Genomic DNA, 20,679 nt, shown 5'->3' with positions numbered 1-20,679 from the left:
CGTCACAAAACGAAAGGCCGGGAGCGATCCCGGCCTTTTTCTATTCTTCGCCGTGTTGCGCGCTGCCTCCCCACGTCATTGCGGGCGCAGCGAAGCAATCCAGACTGTCGCTGCGGAAGGAGCTGTGGCGCGCGCCTTCACTCCTTCCGCTTCACCAGATCCTGAATCATGGTCTGCACATGTGCAAGCCACGCGCTCCGCATCTCCTGATCGACGAGGTCGGTCTGCATGTAGCTCGACAGCGTATAGAGGTTGGCACGGTAGAAATAGGTCAGCGACAGGATCGAGAGATAAAGGTGGAGGCGGTCGCAGTCCGGCCTGAACTCGCGCCGCTCGATGCCGCTCTGGAGCACGCGCTCCAGCATGCCCAATTGGGTATTGGAGAAGCTGCGGCGGATGTTGTTCTTGACGTGACGACCCTTAAAGAGATTCTCCGTGGCGAGAATGCTCAATAGCTCCGGATGGGCCCAATAGTAGTTCCAATTGAAGGCGACCAGTGCCGCGAGCGCCTCGCGCGGGCTGGAGAAATCGAGATCGAGCGCCTCTTCCGACGCGACCAGGTCGGCATAGCAATGCTCGATGACCTGATGAAACAGCTTCTCCTTGCTCTTGAAATAGTAATAGAGCATCCGGTCGTTGCTCTTGGCGGCCTTGCTGATGCGATCGACCCGTGCGCCGCCGTAGCCTTCGCGGGCAAACTCGGCGACGGCCGCGCGCAGAATGGCTTCACGGGTCCGATCGGGCGCTCGCGTCCGTCGAACCGTTGAGGCCCTTTTCCGCTTGGCCGCCCGCTTGAGGCGCGGGCCGGCCAGTGTGCGGGCTGGCAGCTCTGTATCGTTGGCCATTGCGTATCCCAGGGAATCACAGCCAGCAGGATGGGGTCTGCCGTTTTTTTGGCAAGCCCGCCGATTCTTCGCCATTGACAACCGTCAGTCCGTGGTATTGCCTATGTAGTAAGTACTACATACATAAGCTGGTCCCAATGGCGGGAGGCTGATATGCGCATTTCGGCTGCTGCGAAGTTCGTCGGACTTGTCCTCGGAGTGGCCTGCGGCGCGGGGCGGGCCGCAGAGCCGCCGCCGATCAAGATCGGCGAGATCTCAAGCTATTCGGCCCTTCCGCTGGGGACCCGCGGCTATCGCCAGGGCTGGGAGCTCGCGCGCGACGAGATCAACGGGAAAGGCGGCGTGCTCGGCCGCAAGCTCGAGATCATCGCCCGTGACGATGCCGGCAAGCCGGACGTGGCCATCACCGCGGCCGGTCAGCTCGTCGACGGTGAGCAGGTCGAGCTCCTGACGGGCACGATCCTCTCCCATATTGGCCTCGCCGTGGCCGATTTCGCCAAGCAGAAGCGGACATTCTTCCTTGCCTCGCAGCCCCTGACTGACGCCCTCATCTGGGAGAAGGGCAATCGCTATACGTTCAGGCTGCGGCCGAGTACGTATACCCAGGCCTCCATCCTTGCAAAGGAGGCGGCCAAGTTCCCCGCGCGGCGCTGGGCGACGATTGCACCGAACTACGAGTTCGGTCAGGCGGCGGTAGCGAGCTTCAAGCGCGAACTGAAGCGATTGAAGCCCGACGTCGAATTCGTCTCCGAACAATGGCCGCCGCTCGGCAAGATCGATGCCGGTGCCGTCGTGCAGGCAATGACGGGGGAGAACCCGGATGCCATCTTCAATGCGACGTTCGGATCGGACCTTGTCAAGCTCGTGCGCGAGGGATCGACCCGCAATGCGTTCACGAACCGCGCCGTGGTCAGCATTCTCTCCGGCGAGCCGGAATATCTGGCACCGCTAAAAGATGAGGCTCCGCCCGGCTGGATCGTGACCGGATACCCCTGGAGCGAGATCAAGACGCCTCAGCATGACTCGTTCTCGAAGGCCTATGTCGCACGGTACAAGGAGCCGCCCAACATCGGCGCGCTCATCGGCTATACCAACACGCTGGTCCTCGCGAAGGCGATCGAGACCGCCGGCTCGACCAGGTCCGATGATCTGATCAAGGCGATGGAGCATCTGAAGGTCGATACGCCGGTGGGGCCGATCGCCTTCCGCGCGATCGACCATCAATCCACCATGGGCGTCTATGTCGGCAAGCTCGCGGTACGGGACGGCCAGGGCGTGATGACCGACTGGCGCTATCTCGATGGCGCCGACTACCAGCCCGCCGACGCCGAGGTCATGGCCAAGCTCAAGAACTAGAGGTGCCGCATGAACCTGCTCGCTCCCCGCAACACCTGGTACCCGCTGACATGGTCGCGCAATGTCACGCGCACGCTGTCGCGCCATCGCATTCTCGGCATGGACCTTGTCGTCTATCGCAGCGAGGCGGGTGGCGTCGTTGCGCTCGATGACGCGTGTCCACATCGGTTGGCGCCGTTGTCCTTGGGCAAGCTCAAGGGCGATGCGATCGAGTGCGGCTATCACGGCATGACGTTCGGGGCCGACGGACGCTGTGTCCGGATTCCGGGGCAGCCAATGATTCCGCCGAATGCACGTGTGTCGTCCTATCCGCTCAGCGAGAAGATGGGACTGGTCTGGATCTGGCCCGGCGATCCCGCACTCGCCGACCCCTCGCTGATCTATGATCTGCCGCAGTACGGTCAGAACGACTGGCATGCGGCGGAAGGAGACGCTCTTCGTATCGAAACCAACTATCTCAATCTCGCCGACAATCTCTGCGATCCCGCGCATGTCAGCTTCGTCCACCTGTCGACGCTCGGCAATTCGGCCAGCGAAGACATTCCGGTGGAGCACACCTTTTCCGAGGATGGAGTGCTGGTGTGGCGGTGGATCAGGAACGCGCCGCCGATCCCGCTGTTCGCCAAGTACGGCAATTTCGCCGGCAACGTCGATCGCTGGCACTACTACGACTATGTGGCGCCCTGTATCGCAGTGATCGACTTCGGCAGCGCGGACGCCGGCAAGATCGCCGACCCCATTGACCGGGGCAGGGGATTGCGCATCTTCGCATGCCACTTCATCACGCCGGTCGACGATCACATCTGCATCGATCATTGGCTCCACGTGCGCAATTTTGCGCTTGACGATGCCGATGTTGATCAGCGCCTGCACGCAGATTTCCGTATCGCTTTTAACGAGGACAAGGAGATTCTGGAGCGAATAGAGGAGGTGGCGCAGGCCCGCCCCAATGCCAAGACCATCCGTCTCGCCATCGATGCCGCCCCGCAGCGCATGCGTCGTATCGTGGAACGCATGGTGGCTGCAGAGAGTGAGACGCGCGCATTGGCGTGAGTCTGCCGGCAGGTAGAACGGTCCCGGCCTTCTCTAGTGGTGAGCGCACCCTGTCGCCACACCGTCATTGCGAGCGCAGCGAAGCAATCCAGAGTCTTTCGGCGGAGGTAGTCTGGATTGCTTCGTCGCCAGTGCAAAATTGCTTCGCAATTTTTGTCGCCGCTCGTCGCAATAACGGCGGAGAGGGCGAAACCCTACTCCGCCGGCTCGGCCGCCAGCGTCGGGTAATCCGTGTAGCCCTTGGCGCCGCCGCCGTAGAAGGTGGTCTTGTCCCAGTCGTTCAGGCCTGCGCCCTGCTTCAGCCGCTCGACCAAGTCGGGGTTGGAGATGAACGGCTTGCCGAAGGCGATGAGATCGGCCGCGTTCGCGTCCAGCACCTTGGTTGCGAGGTCGACATCATAGCCGTTGTTGGCGACGTAGGCGCCGGAGAAGCGCTTGCGCAAGGAGGCATAGTCGAACGGCGCGATGTCGCGCGGGCCGCCGGTGGCGCCTTCGACGACGTGGAGATAGACCAGCTTCAGCGCGCTGAGGCCGTCGACGATGTGGTCGAAAAGCGGTTGCGGGTTGCTGTCGGAGAGATCGTTGGCCGGCGTCACCGGCGAGATGCGGATGCCGGTGCGGTCGCTGCCGGCCTCAGTGGCAACAGCCTTGGCGACTTCCAGCATCAGCCGCGCGCGGTTCTCGATCGAGCCGCCATAGGCGTCGGTGCGCTTGTTGGCGCCATCCCGTGCGAACTGGTCGAGCAGATAGCCGTTGGCGCCGTGGATCTCGACGCCGTCGAAGCCGGCTTCCAGCGCGTTCCTGGTGGCGCGCTTGAAGTCGTCGATAATGCCCGGAATTTCGGAGAGCTCGAGCGCGCGCGGCTCGGAGACATCGGCGAAGCCGCCGTTGACGAAAGTCTTGCCCTTGGCGCGGATTGCGCTTGGCGCCACCGGAGCTGCGCCATTCGCCTGGAGATCGACATGCGAGATGCGGCCGACATGCCAGAGCTGGATGAAGATTTTGCCGCCGCGCTCATGGACCTTGTCGGTGACCTTGCGCCAGCCGGCGACCTGGTCCTTCGAGTAGATGCCGGGCGTGTCCTGGTAGCCCTGACCTTGCTGTGAAATCTGGCTCGCTTCGGTGACCAGGAGGCCTGCGGAGGCGCGCTGGCCGTAGTAATCGGCGGCGAGTGCGCCGGGCACGAACGTGCCGGGAACGGCGCGGTTGCGCGTCAGCGGCGCCATGACCAATCGGTTGGCCAGCGTGATCGGGCCGAGCTTGTAGGTCTCAAACAATTTGGTCGAACGGCTCATGGGAAATGCTTCCAGGCGGTGAGAGATCTGGAACACTTGTGCATCGCGACATCAGACGCAAGGGATGAGCCATACGGAAAGTGCAGGCGAGCTGCGCGGTAAGGACCGCGCAGCATAATTCGTGTGCAATTTCGGCCGGGACAGCAGAATTTCGCTACGCGGCCGTGAAATTGCGCAAATCAGTTCAGGCCCATGAAATCGCGCTTGCCGATCTCGACGCCGTTGTGACGCAGGATGCCGTGGGCGGTCGCGCAGTGGAAATAGAAATTCGGCAGCGAGAACGCAGTCACGAATTGCTGGCCCTTCAGGGTCGTGGTCTTATCAGGCCCGGTCGGGAAGGTGACGTCCTTGCTCTCGGCGCCCTCGAACTGCTCGGGCTTGAACGATTTCACGTAGTCGATCGTCTTCGCCAGCCGCTGCTTCAATTCCGCAAAGCTGGTCTCGGTGTCCGGCGTCGAGGGCACGTCGCTGTGGGTCAGGCGCGCGCAGCCCTTGGTGGCGAAATCGCTGACGAGCTGGATCTGCCTCGACAGCGGCAGCATGTCCGGGAAGAGGCGGGAGCCGAGCAACACGCTCGGGTCGATCTTTTTCGCCGCGCAATGCGCCTCGGCTTTGGTGAGCAGGCCGGTCAAACTGTTCAGCATTTGCAAATAGGCGGGAACGACGGCGTCGTAGAAGGACATGTGATGCTCGCTTCAATGGTGGGAAATCTCAGGAGAAAACCTGAGTTACTCACATGGGAGCCTCATGGAAAAATACAATCGCGGAAGCGGCTTGTGCGATGCGAAAATTCTATCGGCCGACCCGGGCCGCTGTCATCGGAACTACATGCTCTCTGTCATACCGCCACACTCTCGCTGTCCAACGCCCGGCCTGACCGGGCGATCCAGTATTCCGCGGCAGTTTGATTGAGCCGAGGGGCCGCGGCGTACTGGATGCCCGCTCGAGCCGGGGCATGACAACGGATGGGCCACTACCGCACCGTCGCCTGTGGCTGCACTTGCGCCGTGCTGCCGCGCATGCGGACGAGCAACTCGGCGGTCGGCCACGAATCCGCCGGCAGGCCGTACTTGATCTGCATCGCCTTCACCGCAGTGCGGCTCTGCTGGCCGAGCACGCCGTCGATCTTGCCGACATTGAAGCCGGCCTGGACCAGAAGCTGCTGTAATTGCTTGAGCTCGTTGAACGGCAGCTGCGCGACCGGCGCGGCAGGTTTGCGCATCGGCGGCGCGCCTGCGATACGGGTGGCGAGATAGCCGGCCGTGGTCGAATAGATCAGCGAATTATTCCACTCCGTGTAGGCCGCGAAATTCGCATATGCCATGAAGGCCGGCCCAAAGCGTCCCATCGGCAGCAGCACGGAGGCCGGCAGATTGTCGTTCGGCAGCGGCCGTCCGTCGGGATAAGTCACGCCCAACTGCGCCCATGTCGAGCGCGGCTCGCGCACCGTGAGATCGGTCTTCTCCCACGGCAGGTTTGGCGGCACCTTGATCTCCTCGAGCCACGGCTCGCCGCGCCGCCACTTCAATCCGGTGGCGATGTAGTTCGCGGTCGAGCCGATCACATCGGCTCCCGAGTGCAGGAGGTCGCGCCGTCCGTCGCCGTCATAATCGACGGCGTAGTTGACGTAATGCACGGGCAGGAATTGCGTCTGTCCGAGCTCGCCGGCCCAGGAGCCGATCATCTCGTCGGGATGCAGATCGCCGCGATCGATGATCTTCAGCGCGGCGATGGTCTCGTTCACGAACATCTCGGAGCGGCGGCAGTCATAGGCCAGCGACACCAGCGATTTCAGCGTCGGCAGGTTGCCCATGTTGGCGCCGAAGTCGCTCTCGAGGCCCCAGAAGGCGGCGATCACGGCCGGCGGTACGCCATATTCCTTCTCGGCGCGCGCGAACGCGGCCGCATATTGCTTGATGTGCTGCTGTCCGCTCTGCATGCGATAGGGCGCGGCCATGCGGCCGGCAAACTCGGTGAAGAGCTGGCCGAACACGCGCTGGCCGCGGTCGCGGTTGACGATGCCCTGGTCGTAGACGAGATAGGGCGAGGCCTCCGCGATCGCGCGCTGCGAGACGCCGGCGGCCAACGCCTGTTGCTTCACGTCAGCCAGGAAGCGATCGAAGCTCGCGCCGTTATGGCACGAGGCCGCGCGCGGCGAGGGCGCGGTGGCCTTGGGAGCGGCGGGCCTTGCGGGCGGCGGTGCGAACTGGGCGGAGGCAGCATAGGAGCACGCGACGAGAGCAATGGTCGCGATCGCACATCGGGTCAGGAGCATGAGGTTTCCGGAGGGGAGGAGGAATCTGCCGCAGTGTAAAGGAATGAAAGCGGCCGAGCCATTCCCTTCGTCATTCCGGGGCGGTGCGTAGCACCGAACCCGGAATCTCGAGATTCCGGGTTCGCCCTTCGGGCGCCCCGGAATGACGGCCTTCCACAATAGCCGCGGCTCCGCGACGCACCCGGAAACCTTGCACCCGGGCCGGGGTCATCCCTACCTCAGGCTTGCCGGCCTGCAGGCGTTCCAGCGGCCGCGGCCGGCCAGGAGAGACGGCCATGAATTATCTTCGTACCGCAATGCTGCTCGCAGGACTGACCGCTCTGTTCATGGGCGTCGGCTATCTGATCGGTGGCGCCTCCGGCGCCATGATCGCGCTCGTCATTGCCGCCGCGACCAATCTCTTCACCTATTGGAACTCCGACCGCATGGTGCTCTCGATGTACGGCGCCCACGAAGTCGATCGTTCGACCGCGCCGGAACTGGTCGGGCTCGTCGCCGAGCTTGCAGGCCGCGCTGGCTTGCCGATGCCGCGCGTGTTCCTGATGGATGAGATGCAGCCCAATGCATTCGCGACCGGCCGCAATCCTGAAAACGCTGCGGTCGCCGTCACCACCGGTCTTGTACGCCAGCTCAGCCGCGAGGAGCTCGCCGGCGTGATCGCGCACGAGCTTGCGCACATCAAGCATCACGACACGCTCTTGATGACCATCACCGCGACCATCGCGGGCGCCATTTCCATGCTCGCGCAGTTCGGCATGTTCTTCGGCGGCAATCGCGACAACAACAATGGTCTCGGCATCGTCGGCTCGATCCTGATGATGATCCTCGCCCCGCTCGGCGCCATGCTGGTGCAGATGGCGATCAGCCGCACCCGTGAATATGCTGCGGACAATCTCGGTGCGCGCATCGTCGGACAGCCGATGTGGCTGGCCTCCGCGCTGGTGAAGATCGAGGGCGCCGCGCTCCAGGTGCCGAACTACGAGGCCGAGCGGAATCCCGCGACCGCGCACATGTTCATCATCAACCCGCTGTCGGGCCACGGCGTGGACAATCTGTTCGCCACCCATCCCTCGACGCAGAACCGCATCGCCGCCCTCCAGCAACTCGCGGCCGAGCTCGGCACGCGGTCGGCGCCGTCCGTCGGCGCCAACGAGAACTACCCGCCGCGCGGTCCCTGGGGCCGCTCGTCCTCGCGTGGCCCCTCACGTGGACCTTGGGGCTAACGGAACCGGTGATGATTTGGTCCGGCTTTGTGACCTGGCGCACATAGGGTCGTCCCTGCCGGTGTTAACACCTCGACGTGACCATTCCTTCGAAAGGGGATGCGTGGCCGGCCCTCTGCCGGCCACCGTCGAAGATGACCAGAGCTGCCGTACCATTGCTGATCGTCCTTTGCGTGCTCGTCGGCCTGTCCACGCACATGGTGGTCAATTGCGGCGACGAGGACGATCCCGACATCTGCTCGGCCGTGATCGGCTTCTCGCCGCTGCGGGGCTCGCTGATCGCCTTCGCCTATGAGGGGCGCGGGCGGATCGCGCTGCGTCACGGCGACTTCAGGCGGGCGATCGCCGATTTCGACGAGGCCATCCATCTCAATCCCAACCGCGCCTCGCTCTATCGCGACCGGGCGCTGGCGCGCCGGCAGAACGGCGACCTCGAGCTTGCCATTGCGGATTACGACGAGGCGATCGCGCATGATCCCAAGCTCGCCGCACCCTATCACCAGCGCGGTCTCGCACTTGCCGCCACCGGGGATCTCGACCGCGCCATCCTGAGCTACAACACGGCGGTCCGCCTCGACCCCTCCGATGCGCAGGCCCGTCTCGATCGCGGTCTCGCGTTCCTCGCCCGCGGCCAGTTCGACGACGCCCGCGCCGATTTCGAGGCCGCGCTGGCTCTGCCCGCCGGCAAGGACGGCCGTGCGCGCGAGGCCGCGCGCGCCAAGCTCGCCGAACTTGCAAGTGCGGAGCCGACCCAGGCGGCGGCTCCAAGGCGGTGACGTACCTAGAGCGGCATTCGCCGCTGTACCCTCTCCCCTTGTGGGAGAGGGTGGCATAGGCGGCCTTCGGCCGCCGTTCTCAAGAATGCCGATGCTTCGCATCGGCTATGGCGGAGCAGCGAGACGGGTGAGGGGTATCTCTCCGCGAGTGAAAATTTCGCAGTCTAGTTTGCTGAAGCAACCCCTCATCCGGCGCTTCGCGCCACCTTCTCGCACAAGGGGAGAAGGAAGAAAGCGCTTACTTCGTCTTCTTGGCTTTCGCTTTCTTCGCCTTGGTCTTCTTCGCCGGCTTCTCTTCCTTGGCCTTCTTCTCCACCTTCACCGCAACCGGCGTGCTGGCGGCGAGCCGCATCGCGCGGGCGTAGCTGTCGGCGACATTGTCGGCGGACATCTGCAGGCGCTTGGCGGCGGCGGCGGCCTGCTCCATGGTGGCCTTGGCCATCATCTTGAAGCGCTCGCCGGTCTCCTTGCCCTTGCCCTTGCCCTTGGCCGCAAGGCTGTTGAAGCGATCCCGCCGCTCCTTGGCGCGGGTCATCAGGCCCGTATGCAGCTGTCTGGCCAGTTGCCGGATCACGACATCCAGGTCGGCGTCCGCCATGTTCTCTTATCCTCTCCGAAAAAGCTATCGATGCGGGCGGGACTATGCAGATCGGGCCCCGCCTTGGCAATTCCCACCGGCGCGTCATCCGCAGCTTCCGGCCGACAAAACAAGAAAGCCGCGCATTTCGCGCGGCCCTTTTGGCTGGCTTGGCTTGAGAAGACGCTAGGTCCGCCTCACTTCAGCGAGGCCACCGGGCCGTTCGACACCGCCGGCTCGGGATCGAAGCCGAACACGCCGACCAGGTATTTGTAATAGTCCGGCATCTTCTCCTTGAGCGCCTCGCGCGACTTGGGGTCGTGGAATTCGCTCTTTCCGGCCAGGAAGATGCTGGCGGTCACCGCAAAGAATTCCATGGGATTCTTCATCGCATAGGCTTCCTTGGGCAACAGGTCCTTGGACTTGGCAAGGGCGTAATAGGCGATCACGCCCTTGTTGGCGTAGCCGTCCGGCAGCAGCCGCGCGTGATAGGCGTGCAGGAGCTCGTGCAGCAGCACGGCCTCCTTCTCGTAGCGCATCATGTCCGGCCGCAGCATGATCACGCCGAGCCCCGAATCGACCGCGAGGTCGACGGCGTTCGGATTGGTCCAGCGCTGCTTGTCGTGGTCCCACACCGTCAGCGACCGCGGCACGCGGCGCTCGACGTTGGGAGCGACGCGGCCGTAGCAGGCGGTTGCGGCGCCTTCGTCGAGGCAGGCGAGCTCGCTCGCGATGATCGGCACGGTGCGGAAGAAGCGCAGCACGCGCGGCGACAGGCCGGCCGCTTCGACGGTGTCGATCTGCTGCTTCAGATTGTCGGTGAGCTTGTCGACGTCCTTGCGGTCGGAGTTCTCCGACAGGTCGAACATGTAGCCGCGGTAGCTCTGGAAGCCCGGCGGCAGCGACGGCGCCGCCTCAGCATCGAGCGATCCGGCATGGGATGGATTGGCGAAGAGCGCGCCGACGATGGTTGCGGTCAGCAGCAACGCAATGCGCATGATGAACCCCCTGATGTCACTTCGCCCGGCACAATAGGCCGCCGTTGTTTGCGAAAAGTGAGTGCGGCGAGACTAAGGCACCGATGTTGAGGCGTGCTTAATCCCTGGTTGCAGATCGTGGAGGCGGATTAGGATCGGGTTAACCAAGGCCGAGCGCGGGCGCCAGTCCGTCCCCGTCATCCTGAGGTGGCCGCTTCTTACGGCCCGGCTGCATCGGGGCCGTGCATCCTTCGAGGCTCTCCCTGCGGTGCTCCGCACCGCAGGCCTCGCGCCTCAGGATGACGGGATCGGCTATCGGGTGTAGGTTGAGCACCACCAAGCTTCAGACAGCCGGAAGGAGGATGCCATGTATGCCGCCATCCGTCAGGCCAAGGCGAAAAGCGGGAGTGCGGAAGAGCTGGCGCGCCGCATCAAGGACGGTGCCGTTCCGATCATCAGCGACGTCGATGGTTTCCGCGCCTATTACGTCGTCTATGCCGGCGACGACACGGTCACCGCGATCTCGATCTTCGACAAGTTCGAGCAGGCGGAGGAAGCGAACAAGCGCGCGATCGCCTGGATCGAGAAGGATCTCGGCCCGTTGCTCGCCGGGCATGCGAGTGCCGCCGCTGGGCCGGTGATCGTGCATACGCTGGCGTAGGAGTTGTGCGGATCAGTCGGGCCGCATCCTCCGCTGTCATCGCCCGGCTTGACCGGGCGATCCAGTACTCCGTGACGGCAGCGATAGAGCCGATGGGCCGCGGCGTACTGGATGCCCCGCTTTCGCGGAGCATGACAGCGGTGATGTGGCGGGCTCCTCACGCCAAACGCGAAGCAGTGCCGGACGGCTCCCCCTCACAACTCCCTCGCATTCGAGAACGCAAAGCTCGACACCCTTCTCGTCGTCTCATCCAAAATCAACGTGCGCGTGATCGGCGGTTCGGCGCGCTGGGCGCAGTTCTCGCGCTCGCAGAGGCGGCAGTTGACGCCGATCGGCGTGCCCTCGGTCTTTTCCAGGTCCATGCCCGCGGCGTAGGTCAGGCGGGCGGCGTGACGGATCTCGCAGCCGAGGCCGATGGCAAAGCGCGGCTGCGGCAGCGGATGCGGCGCCACGGGGCGACGCACCATCTGCGCGATCGAGAAATAGCGCGTGCCGTCGGGCAGCTCGATCACCTGCTTGAGCAGGCGGTCCGGCGTATCGAAGGTCGAGTGCACGTTCCACAGCGGACAGGTGCCGCCGAATTTCGAGAACGGGAATGTGCCGGACGAGAAGCGCTTGGAGACATTGCCGGCATTGTCGACGCGGAGCAGGAAGAACGGAATGCCGCGCGCGTTCGGCCGCTGCAGGGTTGTGAGGCGGTGGCAGACCTGCTCGAAGCCGGAATTGAAGCGCTGCGCCAGCACGTGGATGTCGTAGTTGAGTGCTTCGGCGGCGGCGAGGAATGCGGGGTAGGGCATCATCACGGCTGCTGCGAAGTAATTGCCGAGCGTGATGCGGAACAGCCGCCGCGGCGCGTCGTCGAGCGGTCCGGCGCGGCCGATGATGGTCTCCAGGGCTTGCGCGCATTCGCCTAGGCCCAGCTGGAAGGCGAGTTGAAATGCGCGGCCGGGCGGGTCGACCAGCTCGGAGATCAAGAGCTGGCGGCGGTGGCGGTCGAAACGCCTGAGCGTCTCGCGCATCACGTCGACAGGCATGATGCGGGTCTGGATCGAGTGCTTTTCGCGCAATCGCGCAACGAGCGCCGCATAGAGCCCTTCGGCCGGCACGTTCAGTTCGTCGCGCAGGTTTTCCGCGGCCTGCTCAAGCTCCGGGAAATAGTTGCGGTTCGCCTCGATCAGCTCGCGCACGCGCTCGACCGGATTGGCCTCGTAGCGCGTGCCGACGTCGCGGTCGGCCATCTGCGCAGCGGCCAGCGTCTCGCCCTGCCGGGCCTCGGCATAGGCCGCATAGAGCCGCTGCAGCGCATGGGTGACGCCGGGGCAGAGCTCGGCGAGGTCGCGCAGCTCCTGCTTGGGCACGTCGATCTGGCGGAACAGGGGATCGGAGAAGATCTCGTTCAGCTCGGCGAAGAAGCGGTCCTCGTCGGCGGTCGCGAGGTCGCGCAGGTCGAGGTCGTAGGTCTCGGCCAGCCGCAGCAGGATCTGCGCCGTGACCGGGCGCTGGTTGCGCTCGATCAGGTTGACATAGCTCGGCGAGATCCCGAGCCCCTCGGCGATCTGGGTCTGCGACAGCCCCAATTGCTGCCGGATCCGCCGGAAGCGGGGACCGACGAAGAGTTTCTTGCCGGAATCGGCGGGCATTTCTCAGATCTCCACAACCTTCAAGGGGTAGCCCTGCTGACCTAAATTTACAAAATTTACAAAATAACATCTGTTACATGTTCCGATGTTACATGACATCACCAATAAAAAACAAGGCCTCTGTACGAAGTTTCTGTTTTCGCGTTTAGCTCCTGGCACGCATATCGCAATGCACTGTCAATAATGTCGATGGCAAGCCATCGCCAGTGAAAGGATCAGGCAAATGAATTATCAGCCCCGTGGCATCAACGCGCTCCAGCGCCCGGCCTCGTATCAGAGCGAGATCGAGGCGGCCCAGGCGCTCCTCGAGACCAAGCCGACCTGGAACGGGGTGACGGCCGAGGCCGTCGCACGCATGCGCCTGCAGAACCGCTTCAAGACCGGCCTCGACGTCGCCCGCTACACCGCGGCATTGATGCGGGCCGACATGGCCGCCTATGACAACGACCCCACCAAGTACACGCAGTCGCTGGGCTGCTGGCACGGCTTCATCGCCCAGCAGAAGCTGATCTCGGTCAAGAAGCACTTCGGCAAGACCGATCGCACCTACCTCTATCTCTCGGGCTGGATGATCGCGGCGCTGCGCTCCGAGTTCGGTCCGCTGCCCGACCAGTCGATGCACGAGAAGACCTCGGTGCCGGCCCTGATCGAGGAACTCTACACCTTCCTGCGTCAGGCGGACTCGCGCGAGCTCAATGACATCTTCCGCGCACTCGACAAGGCGCGCAAGGAAGGCGACAAGATCCGTGAGAAGGAGCTGATCGAGAAGATCGACAACTTCCAGACCCATGTCGTGCCCGTCATCGCCGACATCGATGCCGGCTTCGGCAACGCGGAGGCGACCTATCTGCTCGCCAAGAAGATGATCGAAGCGGGCGCCTGCGCGCTGCAGATCGAGAACCAGGTCTCGGACGAGAAGCAGTGCGGTCACCAGGACGGCAAGGTCACCGTCCCGCATGAGGTCTTCCTGGCGAAGATCCGCGCCTGCCGCCACGCCTTCCTCGAGCTTGGCGTCGAAGACGGCATCGTCGTGACCCGCACCGACTCGCTCGGCGCCGGCCTCACGCAGCAGATCGCCGTCAGCCACAAGCCCGGCGACATCGGCGACCAGTACAACAGCTTCCTCGATTGCGAGGAAGTCACGCCGGAGAACGCCCGCAACGGCGACGTCATCATCAACCGCAACGGCAAGATGATGCGTCCGAAGCGGCTGCCCTCCAACCTCTACCAGTTCCGTCCCGGCACCGGTGCGGACCGCTGCGTGCTCGATTGCATCACCTCGCTGCAGAACGGCGCCGACCTGCTCTGGATCGAGACCGAGAAGCCGCATATCGAGCAGATCGCCAGCATGGTCGACCGCATCCGCAAGGTGGTGCCGAACGCCAAGCTCGCCTACAACAACTCGCCGTCGTTCAACTGGACCCTCAACTTCCGTTGGCAGGTCTACGACGCGATGAAGGAAGCGGGCCAGGACGTCAGCAAGTACAACCGTGCCGAGCTGATGAAGGCGGAGTACGACGATACGCCGCTGGCGAAGGAAGCCGACGAGCGCATCCGCACCTTCCAGGCGGATTCGGCCAAGCGCGCCGGCATCTTCCACCACCTGATCACGCTGCCGACCTATCACACGGCCGCGCTGTCCACCGACAATCTCGCCCGCGAGTATTTCGGCGAGCAGGGCATGCTGGGCTACGTCAAGAACGTCCAGCGCGCCGAGATCCGTCAGGGCATCGCCTGCGTGAAGCACCAGAACATGGCCGGCTCCGACATCGGCGACGACCACAAGGAGTACTTCGCGGGTGAAGCTGCCCTGAAGGCGGGCGGCGTCCACAACACCATGAACCAGTTCGGCTAACGAACCACGCTACTCTCATCAGGAGACTGACAATGACCAAAGGCAGCAATTTCTGGGTGATCGGCGGCGAGTTCGGTTCGATGAACTTCCACAAGCTCGTGGAAGGCTCGGCCCAGGTCAAAGGTCCGTTCAAGTCCCGCAAGGAAGCCGAGGACTGCTGGCGCGAGGTGTCGGAAGAGAGCCGCCACAAGGCCGGCGTCCGCTTCTCGATCGTGGAAGAGCCGCAGCGCGCCCCGGCAGCCTGATCAGGCGGCTGCCGAGCTGAATTAAGAAGACGTCCAAGGACGGATGGTCCCATCCAGGCTTCTCGCCTGGGTGGGATCGTCTGTTTTTGGTACAGGTGAAACGGCTGTGGGCGCCGTAAGTATCTGGAATTGTGGGCCTTTGCGGAGGGTGTGGTTGCTGATAGGTTAATTACGGAAAGTCGAGGACGAGGCCGACGATGTCAGAGCCCGAGACCAGCGGGACCCCTCCCGGCCAGCCGCGCCCGGTGCGGCTGCGCGATGCGCTGCTGCGCGCGCGGATCGAGGCCGCCGACCGAACCGGCGTCGTCGTCGATTTGCGCGACGCCGAGGTGGCGCGGCTCGAGATCCTCAACGACGCACTCGACCCGCTGTTCGCCCAGGTGCCTGATAAGATCGACCTGTTCGATCGCGGCATCAGCCAGGGCGATACGCCGCGACTGTGGATCGACGTCGTCGCCCACATCGTGATGGGGCGCGACAAGCGGATGTACCGCTTCGTCCAGGACACCCGCTTCGGCCGCATCGTGCTCGCCGAATCGCACGACACCGCTGTGATCGTCGATGCCGTCACCGACTATGTCGCGCGCCGCATGATCGAGCGCGAGCGTGCGATGGTGGTCCCGTCCGAACCGAAGACCGAGGCGGCGCCGCCGCCGCGCCGCTCGCGCCTCTGGCCGTTCGTGTTCGGCTTCGTGCTCGGCGCTGCCGCGTTGTTCGGGGTGGCCGTCCTGGCGGCGCTGCGGAGCTGGTGAATTTCTTTCCGTCGTCATTCCGGGGCGCGCGAAGCGCGAACCCGGAATCTCGAGATTCTCAGGTGCGCAAGGGCGCACCGGAGTTCGGCTCTTCGAGCCGCCCCGGAATGACGGCGTGACCTCAGATCAACCTTGCATGCTTGATCTGCCCGATCTGAAATCCAGCCCCGAGGCTCCGCACCGTCTGCTCGCAGCGCCAGCCGGCATTGTCCTTCTCGATTCTGAACAGATTATACGCCGCCGCGGGATAGCGTCCGTGCGCGAGCGCGGAGGCCGAGGGCACGCCGAGCGCGGGAATATTGCCGTTGGGGCCCTCGAACCACATCGTCGAATGAATGTGGTCGTGCCCGTGCAGGACCAGCTCGACGCCGTGATGCTTCAAGAGCGCCAGCAATTCCGGCGCGTCCGTCATCCGCTTCTGGCGTGCGCTGGACTTCAGCGGATGATGCACCAGCAGCACGCGGAAGACGTCCTCCGCGGCGAGCCGTTCGAGGACCTCTGCGAGCGCGGCGAGCTGATCGCGTCCGAGCGTGCCCGTCGCCATCAGCGGCAGGGTCGGCACCGCCGTGGACAGGCTGATCAGCGCCAGCGGCCCGCGCCGGCGCACGGCGGGAAAGGCCGCGGCGCCAGGCGTGTCCGCGGCGATGTAGTGCAGGAACGTCTCGCCGAAGCGATGACGCGTCGCGCTGACATAGGCGTCGTGATTGCCGGGAATCGCGGTCACGCGGTCGGGCCGACCGACGCTTTCGAGCCAGGCCAGGGCCGGCGCGAATTCCGCCTCCAGCGCGAGGTTGACGAGATCGCCGGTCACCGCGATGTGGTCGGGCGCCTGCGCCTTCATGTCGGCGACCAGCGCGTCGAGAACCTCGCGGCGCTGGTACTTGTGGCGGTTGCGCGTCCAGTTGACATAGCCGAGCGCGCGCTTGCCGGCGAGCTCGATCAGCCGCGGCTTCGGCAAGGGCGCTAGATGCGGGTCGGACAGATGGGCGAGCGTGAAGGGGGCCATGGCGCGCGATTGCCTCGCTATTGCTCCGCTGTAATGGCAAGGTCGCGACGAACGCGCAAGCAGGGTCTGAAACGGAGCGGCAAAGGAAGCTTGATGGGAGAACGTCTGAACCGGGTCCGACGGAAATTCGAGCCGTTGCTGCGGCGAATCTTCCACGTCTATTTCCTGCTCGTCCGCGGCATGACGCTCGGCGTCCGCGCCGTGGTGCTGGATGCCGACAATCGCGTGTTCCTGGTCAGGCACAGTTACGTCAGCGGCTGGTATTTGCCGGGCGGCGGCGTCGATCTCGGCGAGGCCATGGAAGAGGCGCTGCGGCGCGAGCTCAAGGAGGAGGGCGATATCGATCTCACCGGTGAGGCGGTCTTGCACGGCATCTTCCTCAACAGTCACGTCTCCCGCCGCGACCACGTCGCGGTCTACGTAGTCAGGCAATTCACGCAGGACCGCCCGCCCGAGCCCAACCGCGAGATCGTCGAATGCGGCTTCTTCGCCATCACCGCGCTGCCCAGGGGCACCACGCCCGGCACGCGGCTGCGGATCGCGGAAGTGCTTGACGGCAAGCCCCTGATTGCGACGTGGCGCTGAGGGCGGCCTGTAAAGCGCTCGGTGGGCTCAACACCAATTCTGCATTGGACTACGACGGCTATTTCGAAGGCAAGATGAAGCAGATCGCGTTCGCTGAATGGCAGGACCCGATCCGCTTGCCGTGCCATAACCCGATGCCGACCGCCGTGCTGTCGATGGGCTTGGTGATCTTGGCCCCGCTGTTGGTGTCGTCGGGGCTCGTGCTCGACACGGTCACGCGAGGGCGGCGGGAGATGAAGATGCTGGCCTACCTGTCCCAGCCGGCGTTGAAAAGGAACTGAGCGCCCCGCTGCCCGATGGACCGCGGTCCATTCAGGTGCTATCCCGCAAATCGACATGAACGATCTCTCACTGACCATCCTTCCCGAGGCCGCCGGCGACGCCCAGGCGATCGAGCGGCTGCACGAACGTACCTTCGGTCCCGGCCGCTTCGTGCTGAGCGCCTACCGGATTCGCGAGCACGTCGATCATCTGCTCGAATTGTCCTTCACCGCCCGCATCGGCACGCTTCTGGTCGGCTCGGTCAGGCAGTTGCCGATCCTGATTGGCGAGACGCCCGCGCTGCTGCTTGGGCCGCTCACGGTTGAGCCGCCGTTCCGCGACCGCGGCATCGGCCGTCTGTTGATGGAGCGCGCGCTGAAGGACGCCAGGGAAAAAGGTCATCGCCTCGTGCTCCTGGTCGGCGACGAGCCCTATTACAGCCGCGCCGGCTTCAAGCCGGTCCCCAAGGGCCGCGTCACCATGCCGGGCCCCGTCGACGCCGCCCGCATCCTCGTGTTCGAGCTCGTCGACGGCGCCTTCGAGGGCGTCTCGGGACAGGTCATGCCCGACTGGAGCAAGGCGCGGGGCTAGGGCAGAAGCATCCGGGCTACTACGCCGTGAATTGGAAGAGCGGCAGCCGCTCTTCATACTCCGTCATTGCGAGCGCAGCGAAGCAATCCAGAATCTTTCCGCAGTGACGGTCTGGATTGCTTCGCTGCGCTCGCAATGACGGTGTGGAGACAGCGGTGCAGGCCCGGATTACGCTGAAGCGCCCAGGGCGAGGTGCGTCGGGGCCCGCAGGCCCCGACTGGCTCGAAACTAGAACTTGAAGTTCGCGAATGCCCTGACGCCGATGCCGGGCATCAGCACCTCGTCCTTGGTGTAGGACACCGAGTTGCGGATGTTCTCGTTGAGCAGGTTGTTGCCGACGAGGCCGACCAGCATTTCGCGCGCGCCGAACGGATTTGGATTGAGCTTGGTCTTGTAGCTCACCTCCGCCTTCAGCAAATTGTAGCCCGCCGTCGGCGTCTCCGCGATCACCGCGACGTTGTTCTGCGCGAAGGCATGCAACAGGTTGATCCGCATCAGCCAGTTGTCGTCGCGCCAGAACACGCCGCCGCCCATGCGCACCGGCGGAATGCGCGGCACGTTGGTGCCGTCGCTGAAGGTGGCGCGGACCACGTCGAGCTGGTTCTCGATGCCCCAGATGCCGCCCTGGAACGCGCCGATATCGATCTGCGACTGGAACTCGCCGCCGCGGAAGTTCGCGTTGCGCTGCGAATAGACCGCCTGGTTCAACTCGGCGTCGGGCGCACCGCATGAGGCGAAATCGCCATCGCACATCACGCCGGTGAGGCGGCGATAGATGAAATTGTCGAAATGCGTGTAGTAGACGGTCGCTTCGAAGCGGAGCGGTCCCGTCGCCTTGCGCACGCCGAGCTCGACGGACTTGGCGGTCTCGATGGTGAGGTTCGGATTGCCGATATCGAAGGTCGCGGTCGCATCGTGGCCGCCGCGTGAGAACAGCTCGGCCGGTTTCGGTGCGCGCTCGACATATTGCGCGGTGATGCTGCCGACCATGCCGCCAGGCAGGTCCTGGAGCAGGCCGATGCTGCCGCTCTTGGGCGTGAAGGACGGATTGCGGACGATGCTCGTTTGAGGACTGCCGTCGGGCAGGAAATCCGCCGGGAAATCCGGCGTCGAGCCGTGCAACTCGACATGCTCGATGCGGCCGGCGACCTGCGCTCTCGTCTGTTCACTGAACTTGAACTCGTTGAAGACGTAGCCGGCCACGCGGTAGTTGCGGTTCGGGTCCCACAATCCATTGAACAGCGAGCCGGGATCGTCCGGACTCGGCGCAGTCAACTCCTGATGGCCTGCCTGAAAGCCGAACGCAGTCGTCACCTCGGCAAAGCGGGCGTTGAACGGCATCAGCTGCGTTTCGATGCGGATCTCCTCTTCCCGATTGGCGAAGGTCTGGCGGACACCATCGGTCGTCGGATCGGCGGTATCGGCGAGACCCAGCTCGTTGTGACGGTAGTTGGTGGCGCCAGCCCAGAAACGGATCGCATCGATCGCAGCGCCATCCGGGCGATATTCGCCCTTTACGTTGATCTTGGTCTGATGCGCATCGATGCGGGTCCGGTGGTCGGCGCCATCGATGCCGGGGATATGATAGAGCGAATCGTTTTGCGTGATCGACGCGCCGATGAAGCCGCCCGTGAAAAAGTAGGACCCGCCGATCGACGCGCCATCCGACCGCGTTGCCGAGTTCGGCTGGCGATTGCCGATTGGCCGTGTCTGGTCGAACAGGTATGGATAGCTCGGAATGTAATAGTCGGACGTCGTGCGGCCGTAGGCGTCGGCGTGGAAGGCAAAATTGCCGCCGCCGGTGTCGAGCAGCACGCCGCTTTCGACGCCGCGGTCGACCGAGCTGAAGGCGGTGCGTGTCTCGGCGGTGACGCAAGGCGCCGTCGCGGCGCTCGCGAGCGGGGCCTTGGTCGGCAGGCCGTAGGTTTGGAACGACGGCGCGCAGGAGGGCAGCGCATCCGGAATCCGGTTGTTGGTGGCGCTGACGACGCCGCCGATCGAGGTCGAGCCGTAGCGCAGCGCCGCCGGTCCGCGCACCACCTCGATCTGATTGGTTGCGAGCGGATCGATCGGGACGAAATGATCCTCGCCGAGGTCGGAGGCACCGCCGGCATTGGTGCCGTTCTCCACGATGCCGACGCGGTTGACGTCGAGACCCCTGATGATCGGCCGGCTGGATGCGCCGGGCGCGAAGCTCGACCCGGTGATGCCGGGCTTGGAGAACAGGAGATCGCCGAGCTGTCCGCCGCCCTCGCGGCGGATCTCCTCGTTCGGCACCACGGTGACGGTGGCGAACTGGTTGGTCACAACAGGCAGCACGCCCTGCTGAGGCGCGGCGGGCACTGGGGGTGCCGGCGCGGCTTCCGCCGTCTGTTGGCGGCTGCGCACCCGCGCGGTCCGCGTGCCGCGGCCCGCGCTGCGCGACGGCACCACCGCTCTGCGCACGATGGGGCTCGGAGCGGTCACGGTGACGGCGGGGATCTCGGTCGACGATTTGTCCTGCGCCGAGTCTTGGGCGAGCGCAGATGTGGCGGCGGCGCCGAGCAGGAGCAGGCTTGCTCCGCCAAGGCGCTGCGCGCGTCGCAATTGAAATGACATGGTCCTGATTCCACTCAGGCGCGGTCCGAATGATGGTCGGCTGATCGGAGGCGGCCTGCCGTCGCAGCGCGACGGAATTCGACTTCAACTTCTCCCATTCATTCGCCG

Annotated in this window: 19 protein-coding genes and 1 pseudogene; 11 read left to right on the top strand and 9 right to left on the bottom strand. The window is 64.4% G+C overall.

Features of this window, described 5'->3' with window-relative positions; all coding sequences use genetic code 11:
* Positions 1-137: 137 nt before the first annotated feature.
* Positions 138-845, bottom strand: a complete 708-nt coding sequence (locus tag YU9_RS0126700) for a TetR/AcrR family transcriptional regulator (protein WP_084299062.1) — start codon at positions 843-845, stop codon at positions 138-140.
* A 159-nt stretch (positions 846-1,004) separates the two neighbouring features.
* Between YU9_RS0126700 and YU9_RS0126695 the strand changes: the two genes are divergently transcribed.
* Positions 1,005-2,201 (top strand): ABC transporter substrate-binding protein, encoded by a 1,197-nt coding sequence (locus tag YU9_RS0126695; protein WP_027575552.1) that lies wholly within the window; start codon positions 1,005-1,007, stop codon positions 2,199-2,201.
* 9 nt (positions 2,202-2,210) lie between these two features.
* Positions 2,211-3,254: an aromatic ring-hydroxylating dioxygenase subunit alpha gene (locus YU9_RS0126690; RefSeq protein WP_027575551.1), complete on the top strand. Its 1,044-nt coding sequence runs from the start codon at positions 2,211-2,213 to the stop codon at positions 3,252-3,254.
* A gap of 194 nt (positions 3,255-3,448) precedes the next feature.
* On the opposite strand, the gene YU9_RS0126685 is transcribed toward YU9_RS0126690, so the two are convergent.
* The 3 genes from YU9_RS0126685 to YU9_RS0126675 all read right to left on the bottom strand — a co-directional run bounded on the left by YU9_RS0126685 (position 3,449) and on the right by YU9_RS0126675 (position 6,824).
* Positions 3,449-4,549: an alkene reductase gene (locus tag YU9_RS0126685; protein ID WP_027575550.1), complete on the bottom strand. Its 1,101-nt coding sequence runs from the start codon at positions 4,547-4,549 to the stop codon at positions 3,449-3,451.
* Positions 4,550-4,728: 179 nt separating this feature from the next.
* Entirely contained in the window at positions 4,729-5,232 is a 504-nt protein-coding gene (locus YU9_RS0126680; RefSeq protein ID WP_027575549.1) for a DUF1993 family protein, read from the bottom strand.
* 290 nt (positions 5,233-5,522) lie between these two features.
* Positions 5,523-6,824 carry a lytic murein transglycosylase gene (locus tag YU9_RS0126675; RefSeq protein ID WP_027575548.1) on the bottom strand — a complete coding sequence of 434 codons (1,302 nt, stop codon included), beginning with the start codon at positions 6,822-6,824 and terminating at the stop codon, positions 5,523-5,525.
* A gap of 275 nt (positions 6,825-7,099) precedes the next feature.
* Between YU9_RS0126675 and htpX the strand changes: the two genes are divergently transcribed.
* Both htpX and YU9_RS0126665 read left to right on the top strand, forming a co-directional pair.
* A complete protein-coding gene (gene htpX / locus YU9_RS0126670) occupies positions 7,100-8,047 on the top strand; it encodes a zinc metalloprotease HtpX (RefSeq protein WP_027575547.1) in 948 nt (315 codons plus the stop codon).
* Between the two features lie 134 nt (positions 8,048-8,181).
* The gene (locus tag YU9_RS0126665) at positions 8,182-8,823 is read left to right on the top strand and encodes a tetratricopeptide repeat protein (protein ID WP_027575546.1); all 642 of its coding nucleotides are present in this window, start codon (positions 8,182-8,184) and stop codon (positions 8,821-8,823) included.
* A 238-nt stretch (positions 8,824-9,061) separates the two neighbouring features.
* Here YU9_RS0126665 and YU9_RS0126660 read toward each other — a convergent pair whose 3' ends face one another.
* On the bottom strand, positions 9,062-9,421 hold the full coding sequence (locus tag YU9_RS0126660) for a hypothetical protein (RefSeq protein WP_027575545.1): 360 nt from the start codon (positions 9,419-9,421) through the stop codon (positions 9,062-9,064).
* Between the two features lie 176 nt (positions 9,422-9,597).
* A complete protein-coding gene (locus YU9_RS0126655) occupies positions 9,598-10,398 on the bottom strand; it encodes a hypothetical protein (protein WP_027575544.1) in 801 nt (266 codons plus the stop codon).
* Positions 10,399-10,744: 346 nt separating this feature from the next.
* Here YU9_RS0126655 and YU9_RS49210 point away from each other — a divergent pair, with 346 nt between their 5' ends.
* Positions 10,745-11,038 carry an antibiotic biosynthesis monooxygenase gene (locus YU9_RS49210; RefSeq protein ID WP_027575542.1) on the top strand — a complete coding sequence of 98 codons (294 nt, stop codon included), beginning with the start codon at positions 10,745-10,747 and terminating at the stop codon, positions 11,036-11,038.
* Positions 11,039-11,232: 194 nt separating this feature from the next.
* Here YU9_RS49210 and YU9_RS0126640 read toward each other — a convergent pair whose 3' ends face one another.
* The gene (locus tag YU9_RS0126640; RefSeq protein ID WP_027575541.1) at positions 11,233-12,678 is read right to left on the bottom strand and encodes a short-chain fatty acyl-CoA regulator family protein; all 1,446 of its coding nucleotides are present in this window, start codon (positions 12,676-12,678) and stop codon (positions 11,233-11,235) included.
* 223 nt (positions 12,679-12,901) lie between these two features.
* Between YU9_RS0126640 and YU9_RS0126635 the strand changes: the two genes are divergently transcribed.
* From YU9_RS0126635 to YU9_RS0126625, 3 genes are all read left to right on the top strand, one after another.
* On the top strand, positions 12,902-14,533 hold the full coding sequence (locus YU9_RS0126635) for an isocitrate lyase (RefSeq protein ID WP_027575540.1): 1,632 nt from the start codon (positions 12,902-12,904) through the stop codon (positions 14,531-14,533).
* 32 nt (positions 14,534-14,565) lie between these two features.
* Positions 14,566-14,778: a hypothetical protein gene (locus YU9_RS0126630; RefSeq protein WP_027575539.1), complete on the top strand. Its 213-nt coding sequence runs from the start codon at positions 14,566-14,568 to the stop codon at positions 14,776-14,778.
* 197 nt (positions 14,779-14,975) lie between these two features.
* A complete protein-coding gene (locus YU9_RS0126625; RefSeq protein WP_027575538.1) occupies positions 14,976-15,530 on the top strand; it encodes a hypothetical protein in 555 nt (184 codons plus the stop codon).
* A 121-nt stretch (positions 15,531-15,651) separates the two neighbouring features.
* On the opposite strand, the gene YU9_RS0126620 is transcribed toward YU9_RS0126625, so the two are convergent.
* A complete protein-coding gene (locus tag YU9_RS0126620; RefSeq protein WP_027575537.1) occupies positions 15,652-16,536 on the bottom strand; it encodes a metallophosphoesterase in 885 nt (294 codons plus the stop codon).
* Between the two features lie 93 nt (positions 16,537-16,629).
* Between YU9_RS0126620 and YU9_RS0126615 the strand changes: the two genes are divergently transcribed.
* The 3 genes and pseudogenes from YU9_RS0126615 to YU9_RS0126605 all read left to right on the top strand — a co-directional run bounded on the left by YU9_RS0126615 (position 16,630) and on the right by YU9_RS0126605 (position 17,973).
* The gene (locus YU9_RS0126615) at positions 16,630-17,121 is read left to right on the top strand and encodes an NUDIX domain-containing protein (RefSeq protein WP_027575536.1); all 492 of its coding nucleotides are present in this window, start codon (positions 16,630-16,632) and stop codon (positions 17,119-17,121) included.
* Positions 17,122-17,255: 134 nt separating this feature from the next.
* Positions 17,256-17,402, top strand: a pseudogene (locus YU9_RS48140) (glycosyl transferase); the annotation flags it as partial.
* Between the two features lie 55 nt (positions 17,403-17,457).
* Positions 17,458-17,973, top strand: a complete 516-nt coding sequence (locus YU9_RS0126605) for a GNAT family N-acetyltransferase (RefSeq protein ID WP_027575534.1) — start codon at positions 17,458-17,460, stop codon at positions 17,971-17,973.
* A 228-nt stretch (positions 17,974-18,201) separates the two neighbouring features.
* Here the strand turns inward: YU9_RS0126605 and YU9_RS0126600 are convergent, their stop codons facing one another.
* Positions 18,202-20,571 (bottom strand): TonB-dependent receptor, encoded by a 2,370-nt coding sequence (locus tag YU9_RS0126600; protein ID WP_027575533.1) that lies wholly within the window; start codon positions 20,569-20,571, stop codon positions 18,202-18,204.
* Between the last annotated feature and the right edge of the window lie 108 nt (positions 20,572-20,679).

Origin of the sequence: Bradyrhizobium sp. WSM1743 (assembly GCF_000473065.1) — a bacterium.
GTDB lineage: Bacteria > Pseudomonadota > Alphaproteobacteria > Rhizobiales > Xanthobacteraceae > Bradyrhizobium.
This window is presented reverse-complemented; position numbering and strand designations above follow the sequence as displayed.